Raw genomic sequence first — 10,460 nt, forward strand, 5'->3', positions numbered from 1 at the left:
GCCCGCCTTACAGGGCGGGCGCTGACCAGCGCAGCATAACGCATAATCCGCCGCCCGAGCGCTGGCTGAAGCTGACCTGCATCCCGTGCAACTGGGCGATATTGCGGACTATCGATAATCCCAGCCCGCTTCCGCTTTTCTCCTGACCTGGCGGTCGCCAGAAACGTTCACCAAGCCGTTGCAGATCGGCTGCACTCAGACCTTCGCCGTTATCCTCTACCGACAGGCTATTCGCCTGAAGCCGCACATCAACTTCGCTGCCCGCTGGCGTATAGCGAATGGCATTATCCAGCAGATTACGCACCAGCAGTGACAGTAACAGCGGATGCCCCTGAATCTGCGGATCGGCGTCAGCATGCAGCCGCAGCGTGACACCCGTTTTATCCGCCAGCGGCAGCTGTGCAGCCAGCGTCTCCTGGACCGTGCGTTTCAGCGCCACCGTTTCGAAGGCGCTGCGTGCATCATCAGCTTCAACCCGTGAGAGCGTCAGCAGCTGATCCACCAGCCGGGTTGCGCGGATAATGCCGGCATCCAGTTGCTGTAGCGCATGGCTTCGCATCACTTCATCATCCGCAGTCAGCTGGATCACCTCGCTTTGCACCTGCAGCGCCGCCAGCGGACTGCGCAGCTCATGTGCGGCATCAGAGGTAAAGCGCCGTTCACGCTGCATCATTGCGCTGATGCGGCTGAACAGACCATTGAGCGCGACCATCAGCGGTTGCACCTCTTTCGGCACGCGGTCTGCCTGCAGCGGCGTATCATCATCGGGTGCGCGCTGAGCCAGCTGCTGTGCCAGCGTCTTCAGGGGGCGCAGTTCAGACCAGACCAGACCGATCAGCAGCAGCAACATAAAGGGCAGCGCGATCAGCCAGGGCAGCATGCTGGCTTTCATCAGATCCCGCGTCATGTCGTCACGGTATTCGGACTCCTGACCCACCACCACCCGGAACTGCTGGTCGGGCGTAGTCAGCCAGACAAACCGCCAGCGATCGTCATCATTGGTGAGCTGGCCCTCATGAAATCCCTGATACTCCGCCTCAAACGGCAGGTAGCGGCCATTGTCACCATCATTCATCACCTGCCGGCCGTCACGCGTGAAGACGGCAAAGGCCAGGGCGTCGTCATCCTGATCGCCGCGATGGTGGCGCAGTATCTCTTTGGTTTTAGGCAGAGTGGCGTTGTCCAGCGAGGAGAAATCCAGCGTCAGCAGACGCTTTGCCAGCAGCATCTGCTGGGTATCGAAGAGCTCATCAAGGGTTTCACGTGTCTGATGCCAGGCACTCAGGCTGGCGCTGGCCCAGCAGATCCCGAGCAGCAGCACAAAACCGATACCCAGCCGCAGAAACAGGCTCATTGATCGCATTCAGCCGCTCCCAGGGTATAACCGACGCCGTGCAGCGTGCGGATAAACTGGCTGCCCAGTTTTTTACGCAGATGATGAATGTGAACCTCTACCGCATTGCTGGAGACATCGGCGTCCCAGTTGTAGAGCTTCTCTTCCAGCTGGCTGCGTGTCAGCACCCGGCCCGGGTTTCGCATAAACAGTTCCAGCAGCGCCAGTTCACGGCTTTTCAGCGCAATCGCCTCACCTTCGCGCATCACACTATGGCTGCCGGGGATCAGCACCACATTACCGTGCCGGAGTTCGGGCTGCAGCTGGCCATGACGGCGGCGGATCAGCGCCTGTAAGCGAGCAGCCACTTCGGTTAAGGCAAAGGGTTTACACAGATAGTCGTCGGCTCCCAGTTGCAGGCCTTCGACCCGCTGATCGAGCGCATCGCGTGCGGTCAGTATCAGTACCGGTACATCTTTGCCCTGCTGTCGCCACTGCCGCAGAATATCGAGCCCATCCCGCTCGGGCAGTGAGAGATCCAGGATCACCGCATCCCAGGGCGCGGCCTCCAGCGCGTTAAAGCCCGCCTCACCAGAGGTAAACCAGTCAACGCTGAAGCCCAGTTTACTCAGCCCCGCCTTGATACCGTCGCCAATTAAACGATCATCTTCAATCAGTAAAATACGCATCACGTCTCCCTGTTCCGATAGCGCTTTATACGAAGCAACTTCCTGCTTGTACAGCTGATTTCGGCGAAAATAGCTTATTTTTGCCTCTTAAGAAGCTGTTAAGAACTTTATGGTCAACTAAGCTCAACAAGACGAACCACATCATGGAAAAGAGGTGACAAAATGAAAAAGCACGCTGCAATTCTGGCCGTCGTAATGCTGGCTTCCGCCCCGGTTTTCGCTGCACAGCAGGGTGGATTTGTTGATCCCAGTGCGCCAGCCGCACAGACGCAGGCAGCAGCCGGTCAGGGTGGTTTCAGTGCCGATCACACCAGTGTGGTGACCGTAAAGCAGGCTGAAGAGATGAAAGATGACAGCTGGGTCACCGTGCGCGGTAAGCTGGAGAAACAGATCGGCAACGAAGATTATCTGTTCCGCGACCAGACCGGCACCATGAAAGTCGAAATCGACCACAAGCACTGGAACGGCCAGACTATCTCACCTAAAGACAACGTCGAGCTGACGGGTGAACTGGATAAAGATTTCAACAGCATTGAGATGGACGTTAAGCAGGTTAAGAAACTGCCTTAATCCTCTCCTCCGGGGCCGCGTTCGCGGCCCTTTTTTCTGCCCCTCCCCCGACTTAATACAAATTTCTCCCCGCGTGAGCGAAACGTTTCGATAGCGATCACAGATTTCTTCTTTGCCGGTTGAGTTGATGGCGGCTTTTCATACACTCCTGACAGCGAAACGTTTCGCTGTGGAGTGAAAAGATGAAAAAAGGTCGCTTGTTAAACGCTGAACTCTCTCATGTGATTGCCCGCCTGGGACACACGGATACGCTGACGATTGCCGATGCAGGCTTGCCGATTCCGGCCGGACCGCAGCGCATCGATTTAGCGCTCACGCCGGGTACGCCCGATTTTATGCAGGTGGTTAATGCTGTCGCACTGGAGATGCAGGTAGAGAGCGCCCTGATCGCGGAAGAGATTAAGCAGCATAATCCGCAACTTCATAGCGCGCTTGTCGCCGTGCTCGAAGCCTTGCAACAGCACCAGGGGAATATCATCACCATCAGCTACACCAGTCATGAACAATTCAAACAACAAACGCAGCGTAGTCAGGCGGTCATTCGCAGCGGAGAGTGCTCTCCGTTTGCGAATGTCATCCTCAGCGCCGGTGTGACCTTCTGAGGCCGCTATGCAACTTTTACTGCAACTCGACGGCATTGAAAAATCCTTTCCGGGTGTGAAAGCCCTCAAGGGGGCGTCGCTGAATGTCCGGGCAGGACGCGTGATGGCGCTGGTGGGCGAGAACGGCGCAGGCAAGTCCACCATGATGAAAGTTCTGACCGGCATCTATCAATATGATGCCGGTACGCTGCGCTGGCTGGGCAAAGAGACCCGTTTCAGCGGGCCGAAAGCGTCTCAGGAAGCGGGTATTGGCATCATTCATCAGGAACTGAACCTGATCCCTCAATTAACCGTGGCGGAGAATATTTTTCTCGGCCGCGAATATGTCAGCCGTTTTGGCCGTATCCAGTGGCCGCGTATGTATGCCGAAGCTGATGCGCTGCTTAAACGGCTTAATCTGCGCTTCAGCAGCCACAAGCTGGTGGGGGATTTGTCGATTGGCGATCAGCAGATGGTCGAAATCGCCAAAGTCCTGAGCTTTGAGTCGCAGGTGATCATCATGGATGAGCCGACCGATGCGCTGACTGATACCGAAACGCTGTCGCTGTTCCGGGTGATCAACGAACTGAAAGCGCAGGGCTGCGGCATCGTCTATATCTCGCATCGCATGAAAGAGATCTTTGAGATCTGCGATGACGTCACGGTGTTCCGCGACGGTCAGTTTATTGCTGAACGCCCGGTCAGCGAGCTGACTGAAGAGAGCCTGATCGAGATGATGGTCGGCCGTAAGCTGGAAGATCAATATCCCCATATTGATCAGGCACCAGGCGACGTGCGGCTGAAAGTGGAAAACGTCAGCGGACCGGGCGTGGATAACGTCAGTTTCAGCCTGCGCAAAGGTGAAATCCTCGGCGTGTCTGGCTTGATGGGCGCGGGCCGTACCGAACTGATGAAGGTGCTTTACGGCGCCCTGCCGCGTCGCGAAGGCACACTGTGGCTCAATGGTCGGGAAGTGGTGACGCGCTCACCGCAGGATGGGCTGGCTAACGGCATCGTCTATATCTCCGAAGATCGTAAGCGCGATGGCCTGGTGCTGGGCATGTCAGTAAAAGAGAACATGTCGCTGACAGCGTTAGGCTATTTCAGTCACGGCAGCGGCACGCTGAAACATGCGGCAGAGCAGCTGGCCGTGGGCGACTTTATCCGGCTGTTTAACGTTAAAACGCCTTCAATGGAGCAGCCCATTGGTCTGCTTTCGGGCGGCAACCAGCAGAAAGTGGCGATTGCCCGCGGGCTGATGACCCGGCCTAACGTACTGATTCTGGATGAACCGACACGCGGTGTGGATGTCGGCGCGAAGAAAGAGATCTATCAACTGATTAACCAGTTTAAAGCCGAAGGGCTGAGCATCATTCTGGTCTCCTCGGAAATGCCGGAAGTGCTGGGCATGAGCGATCGGATTCTGGTGATGCATGAAGGCCGTATCAGCGGCGAATTTACCCGAGAAGAAGCCACTCAGGAGAGCCTGATGGCCGCCGCCGTAGGCAAGCAACACAGCGAGGATTTAGTGGTATGACGACTCAAACTTTACCTGCCAGCCGTCGCTGGTTTAGCAAAAGCTGGCTACTGGAACAGAAGTCGCTGATTGCGCTGATGGTGCTGATCGCCGTGGTGGCCAGCCAGAGCCCGAACTTCTTTACCGTGGCGAACCTGTTCAACATTCTGCAGCAGACCTCGGTTAACGCCATTATGGCGGTCGGGATGACGCTGGTGATCCTGACTTCTGGTATCGACCTCTCTGTGGGATCGCTGCTGGCCCTGACTGGCGCGGTGGGTGCATCGCTGGTGGGTATGGAGGTCAATGCCCTGGTCGCGGTGGCGGCGTCGCTGGCGCTGGGAGCGGCAATCGGTGCCCTGACCGGCACCATTGTGGCGCGCGGCAAAGTGCAGGCGTTTATCGCCACGCTGGTCATGATGCTGCTGCTGCGCGGTGTCACCATGGTCTACACCGATGGCAGTCCGGTAAACACGGGTTTTAATGCCAATGCCGATCTGCTGGGCTGGTTTGGTATTGGTCGTCCGCTGGGTATCCCTGCGCCGGTCTGGCTGATGGCGCTGGTCTTTATTGCTGCCTGGTACATGCTGCAGCACACCCGTCTGGGTCGCTATATCTATGCGCTTGGCGGTAATGAAGCGGCAACGCGTCTCTCCGGCATCAATGTGAATCGCGTCAAAATCATCGTCTATTCACTGAGTGGCATGCTGGCAGCGCTGGCAGGCACCATTGAAGTGGCGCGCCTTTCTTCGGCACAGCCGACAGCGGGTACCGGCTATGAGCTGGATGCGATTGCTGCGGTCGTGCTGGGCGGAACCAGCCTGGCAGGCGGTAAGGGCCGTATTTTCGGCACCCTGATTGGCGCGCTGATCCTCGGCTTCCTGAACAACGGCCTGAACCTGATGGGCGTCTCTTCGTACTACCAGATGATCGTTAAGGCGGTAGTAATCCTGCTGGCGGTGCTGGTAGATAATAAAAGCAGTAAATAACTCTGACCTTACACAGGATGACATGATGAAAAAGTTAACCGCACTGGCCGTGATCCTTGGCGCAACGCTCAGTACCAGCGCTATGGCCAAAGATACTATCGCGCTGGTGGTTTCAACCCTGAATAACCCGTTCTTTGTTTCGCTGAAAGAGGGTGCGCAGAAAGAAGCGGACAAGCTGGGCTACAACCTGGTGGTGCTGGATTCACAGAACAACCCGGCGAAAGAGCTGGCTAACGTGCAGGATCTGACGGTTCGCGGCACCAAACTGCTGCTGATCAACCCAACCGACTCTGATGCTGTGGGCAATGCGGTGAAGATGGCTAACCAGGCGAACATCCCGGTTATCACGCTGGATCGCGTTGCGGCACAGGGCACCGTTGTCAGCCACGTCGCCTCCGATAACCGTTTCGGCGGTAAAATGGCCGGCGACTTCATCGCCAAAAAAGTCGGCGAAAACGCCAAAATTATCGAACTGCAGGGCATTGCCGGGACTTCTGCCGCCCGTGAGCGTGGCGAAGGCTTCAAACAGGCCGCTGATGCGCATAAATTCCAGATCCTCGCCAGCCAGCCAGCCGATTTTGACCGTACCAAAGGTCTGAACGTCATGCAGAACCTGCTTCAGGCACACCCGGACGTTCAGGCCGTATTCGCTCAGAACGACGAAATGGCGCTAGGTGCACTGCGTGCGCTGCAGACCGCCGGTAAAACTGGTGTGATCGTCGTTGGTTTTGACGGTACTGCTGATGGCGTTAAAGCGGTAGAAGGTGGCAAACTGTCCGCGACTGTGGCACAGATGCCAGACAAAATTGGCATGATCGGCGTAGATACCGCTGATAAAGTGCTGAAGGGTGAAAAAGTGAAGGCGATCAACCCGGTCGACCTGAAGCTGGTCACTCAATAACTCAAAGAAAAGCAGGGCACTGCGCCACCCTCCTGGTGGCGCACTTATTCCGGACTCCCCTAATGAGCAAAAACGCAAAACTGGCCGTTCTTGGCAGCATTAACGCTGACCACATCCTTAATCTGGCGCACTTTCCTCGTCCCGGTGAAACGGTGATCGGGCAGAATTATCAGATTGCGTTTGGCGGTAAGGGTGCGAATCAGGCTGTCGCCGCCGGTCGTGCTGGTGCCGATATCGCATTTATCGCCTGTGTGGGCGCTGACGACATTGGTGAACGTGTTCGTCAGCAACTGGCCCAGGACAATATTGATACCACGCCGGTCGAAGTGGTCGAGGGTGAGTCAACCGGCGTGGCGATGATTTTCGTCAATGGTGACGGTGAGAACAACATCGGCATCTACTCCGGTGCAAACGCGGCGTTAACACCCGCCTGCGTGACGCGCCATCAGCAGGTTATCGCCGACGCCGATGCACTATTAATGCAGCTGGAATCACCGCTGGAAAGTGTGCTGGCCGCCGCGACGCTTGCCCGACAGCATCAGACGCAGGTTATTCTCAATCCTGCACCCGCCACCCAGCTCTCAGATGAACTGCTGGCGTTGATCGACATTATTACCCCGAATGAAACCGAAGCCGAGAGTCTGACCGGCATTGCGGTCAGCAACGATGAAGATGCCGCCCGCGCTGCGGCAGTACTGCATGCGAAAGGTATCGGCACGGTTCTGATTACTCTGGGTCGCCGCGGTGTCTGGCTGAGCGAGCAGGGAGAAGGTCAGCGTATTGCTGGCTTCAGTGTTAAAGCTATCGACACCATCGCGGCGGGCGATACCTTTAATGGCGCCTTTATTACCGCGCGACTGGAGCAGAAAACGATGTATGACGCGGTGCGGTTTGCCCATGCCGCCGCTGCTATCGCCGTTACCCGCTCGGGTGCGCAGCCCTCCGTGCCGTGGCGCGCGGAGATCGATGAATTTTTGCAGCAGCAGGGCTAAGCATTTGAGCACCATGAAAGATGTCGCTCGCCTGGCGGGCGTCTCTACCTCCACTGTCTCGCACGTTATCAATAACAATCGCTTTGTTAGTGAAGGCGTGCGCGAAAAAGTTGAGCAGGCCATCCGCCATCTGAATTACGCCCCCTCTGCGCTGGCGCGCAGTCTGAAAATCAATCAGACGCACACGATCGGTATGCTGCTGACCACCAGTAGTAACCCATTTTATGCCGAAGTGGTGCGGGGTGTGGAGGAGAGCTGCTATCAGCGTGGCTACAGCCTGATTCTCTGTAACACGGCAGGTGATGAAGAGCGGATGAACCGCAGCCTGGAAACGCTGATGCAGAAGCGCGTCGACGGTTTATTGATTATGTGTACGGAAAGTCACCTGCCCTCGGCCGACATTCTGAACCGTTATCCCTCTATACCTGCCGTCATGATGGACTGGGCGCCGTTTGAAGGCCGTGGTGACATTATTCAGGATAACGCGCTGCTGGGCGGGGAGCTGGCGACTCAGCATCTTATCGACAGTGGTTATACCCGCATCGCCTGTATCGCCGGTCCACAGGATAAAACCCCGGCTCGTATGCGCCTGGAAGGTTATCGCAACGCCATGACAAAGAGTGGCCTGGCGATTCTGCCCGGCTATGTGGTGAATGGTGACTTTGAATTCCAGGGAGGCTACAACGGGATGGTCGAACTGCTGGCGCTGGAAACGCCGCCGGAAGCGGTTTTCACCAGCAACGATGCCATGGCGGTGGGCGTTTATCACGCACTTTACCAGGCCGGCATGCAGGTTCCGCAGCAGATGGCGGTAATGGGATATGACGATATCGAACTGGCGCGCTATCTCACTCCGCCACTGAGTACCATTCATCAACCGAAAGATGCGCTGGGTGAACTGGCGATAGACACCCTGCTCCATCGTCTCAGCAATCCCGACGCCAGTCAGCAAACGCTGGTGCTGACGCCGGAACTGGTGGTGCGTGGATCGGTTTAGCGCTTTTTCTTTTTGTCGCGATTACTGATCAGATTACGGCCATCGCCGTTTTTCAGCAGCATAAAGGTCAGCGCCGACAGTACTGTTACCACGCCCATGGTCATAAACGTGGCATGGAACTGTGAAATGGTGCTGGTTTCAAACTCCTGGTAGAAGCGCAGCACCGCGGCGCTGACGGCCACACCAAAACTGATCGCTAGCTGCTGAGTCACGGCCAGCACGCTGTTACCGCCGCTGGCGTTATCATCATTCAGATCGGCCAGGGTGATGGTATTCATGGCGGTAAACTGCGTAGACATGGCCATGCCGAGAATAAACAGCGGAAGTAAGAGCACAATGATGCTTTCAGCGGGCGACTGCAGAGAGAAGCTGGCGATCAGAATGCCAATAATGGCGGTAATGCCAACCAGCAGGCGGCGGTAACCCAGCCAGCGCAGCAGTTGTGTCACCGTCGACTTCGCCAGTATTGAACCAATGGCGATGGGTGCCATCATGCAGCCCGCGATAATCGCTGAATAGCCAAAGCCGACCTGCAACATGAGCGGCATCAAAAAGGGCACACAGCCGGTGCCAAGACGTGACGCGATGTTGCCACCGATGCCCACTGAGAACGTCCGGGTTTTAAACATCGGCAGATTGATCAGTGGCGAAGGGTGATTTCGGGCATGCACTATATAAAGAAGCAAAAGCACAATCCCGCTGAGTAATATCCCGCCCGCCAGCCAGGCGGAAACAATCCGCTCGCCAAACAGCTCAATCCCAATCGAGATCATCACCAGTCCAGCCCCGAACAATAAGAAGCCGAAAAAGTCGAAGCGGCGCTTCGGCGTGGTGAAGTCCGGCATATATTTGCGTGCGTAGATAATGCCGAGAATGCCAATCGGGATATTAATCAGGAAAATCCAGTGCCAGGTCGCGTAGGTCACCAGCACGCCGCCCAGCATTGGCCCCAGTATCGGGCCAACTAATCCCGGCATGGTGACAAAGTTGAGCACCGGCAAGAGCTCACTGCGCGGATAGGCGCGTAACAGCGCCAGTCGCGCGACCGGCATCATCATTGCGCCACCGACGCCCTGTATGATGCGCGAGATGACCAGTACCTGGAGTGTGGGAGAAAGTGCACAAGCCAGCGAGCCGAGGGTGAACAGCGAAACGGCAACGATAAATACCTTGCGCGTGCCGTAGCGATCGGCGAGCCAGCCGCTGACCGGAATCAACATAGCGACAGTCAGGGTGTAACTGATGACGGCGGATTGCATGGCCAGAGGAGAACGGTCGAGGCTGGTGGCGATAGCGGGCAGGGCAGTATTCAGTATGGTGGCGTCGAGTGACTGCATGAAAAAGGCCATGGCAGCTATCCATGGCAAACCAGCCATGCTGCGCGCGGATTTTATCATTGAGTATCCTTCCTGGGGTTATCCTGCGAGAAGAAGCAAAATAATAGCACCCGCATTAAGCAACGGCAGGTCTCTTTACAACGTTTAATGGCGATTTTTGTGCGTTATTCCGTCATGAAACGTCTCTTTTTAAGCCGTTCGTTTAAAAAAGATGCGCTCAGCAAATTAATTCAAAGAAACGCTTGTCAGCCCGCGGAAACTCCCTATAATGCGCCTCCATCGACACGGAACACCGGCAACGGGAAGCGGGTTGAGAGGCACAGGAGACTGCGCCGCCGGAGAAAAACTTCTGAGAAAGAGGTTGACTCTGCAGGAGGAAAGCGTAATATACGCCACCTCGCGACAGGACGCTAACGCACTGTTCGCACTGCTCTTTAACAATTTATCAGACAATCTGTGTGGGCACTCGCAGGATTGATATCAGCGTCTCCGGACGTAAAAAATATCAAGTCTCACGAGTGAACACATAATGAAATTCATTATGACGTTTTACAG

General features: G+C 56.2%; 10 protein-coding genes. 7 read left to right on the forward strand and 3 right to left on the reverse strand.

Features of this window, described 5'->3' with window-relative positions; genetic code table 11:
* Positions 1-7: 7 nt before the first annotated feature.
* A complete protein-coding gene (qseC, locus tag GVJ63_RS19355) occupies positions 8-1,363 on the reverse strand; it encodes a quorum sensing histidine kinase QseC (RefSeq protein WP_129063202.1) in 1,356 nt (451 codons plus the stop codon).
* Positions 1,351-2,022 carry a quorum sensing response regulator transcription factor QseB gene (qseB, locus tag GVJ63_RS19360; protein WP_010258847.1) on the reverse strand — a complete coding sequence of 224 codons (672 nt, stop codon included), beginning with the start codon at positions 2,020-2,022 and terminating at the stop codon, positions 1,351-1,353. The genes qseC and qseB overlap by 13 nt, the downstream gene beginning before the upstream one ends.
* Before the next feature lie 162 nt (positions 2,023-2,184).
* Between qseB and GVJ63_RS19365 the strand changes: the two genes are divergently transcribed.
* The 7 genes from GVJ63_RS19365 to rbsR all read left to right on the forward strand — a co-directional run bounded on the left by GVJ63_RS19365 (position 2,185) and on the right by rbsR (position 8,568).
* Positions 2,185-2,592, forward strand: coding sequence for a YgiW/YdeI family stress tolerance OB fold protein (locus GVJ63_RS19365; RefSeq protein ID WP_010258845.1), 408 nt, complete (start codon positions 2,185-2,187; stop codon positions 2,590-2,592).
* 182 nt (positions 2,593-2,774) lie between these two features.
* Positions 2,775-3,194: a D-ribose pyranase gene (gene rbsD, locus GVJ63_RS19370; RefSeq protein ID WP_003849483.1), complete on the forward strand. Its 420-nt coding sequence runs from the start codon at positions 2,775-2,777 to the stop codon at positions 3,192-3,194.
* Positions 3,195-3,201: 7 nt separating this feature from the next.
* Complete coding sequence (gene rbsA, locus GVJ63_RS19375) at positions 3,202-4,710, forward strand: ribose ABC transporter ATP-binding protein RbsA (protein ID WP_033768394.1); 1,509 nt, start codon at positions 3,202-3,204, stop codon at positions 4,708-4,710.
* The gene (gene rbsC, locus GVJ63_RS19380) at positions 4,707-5,678 is read left to right on the forward strand and encodes a ribose ABC transporter permease (RefSeq protein WP_010258841.1); all 972 of its coding nucleotides are present in this window, start codon (positions 4,707-4,709) and stop codon (positions 5,676-5,678) included. Before rbsA ends, rbsC begins: the two co-directional genes overlap by 4 nt.
* 25 nt (positions 5,679-5,703) lie before the next feature.
* The gene (gene rbsB / locus GVJ63_RS19385) at positions 5,704-6,579 is read left to right on the forward strand and encodes a ribose ABC transporter substrate-binding protein RbsB (protein ID WP_010672181.1); all 876 of its coding nucleotides are present in this window, start codon (positions 5,704-5,706) and stop codon (positions 6,577-6,579) included.
* A 62-nt stretch (positions 6,580-6,641) separates the two neighbouring features.
* Positions 6,642-7,571, forward strand: a complete 930-nt coding sequence (gene rbsK / locus GVJ63_RS19390) for a ribokinase (RefSeq protein WP_010258835.1) — start codon at positions 6,642-6,644, stop codon at positions 7,569-7,571.
* A gap of 13 nt (positions 7,572-7,584) precedes the next feature.
* A complete protein-coding gene (rbsR, locus tag GVJ63_RS19395; protein ID WP_033759297.1) occupies positions 7,585-8,568 on the forward strand; it encodes a ribose operon transcriptional repressor RbsR in 984 nt (327 codons plus the stop codon).
* Here rbsR and mdtD read toward each other — a convergent pair.
* The gene (gene mdtD, locus GVJ63_RS19400; RefSeq protein ID WP_010258829.1) at positions 8,565-9,965 is read right to left on the reverse strand and encodes a multidrug transporter subunit MdtD; all 1,401 of its coding nucleotides are present in this window, start codon (positions 9,963-9,965) and stop codon (positions 8,565-8,567) included. The two genes, rbsR and mdtD, sit on opposite strands and share 4 nt — an antisense overlap.
* Between the last annotated feature and the right edge of the window lie 495 nt (positions 9,966-10,460).

It is taken from the genome of Pantoea sp. 18059 (genome assembly GCF_902706165.1).
Classification (GTDB): domain Bacteria; phylum Pseudomonadota; class Gammaproteobacteria; order Enterobacterales; family Enterobacteriaceae; genus Pantoea; species Pantoea agglomerans.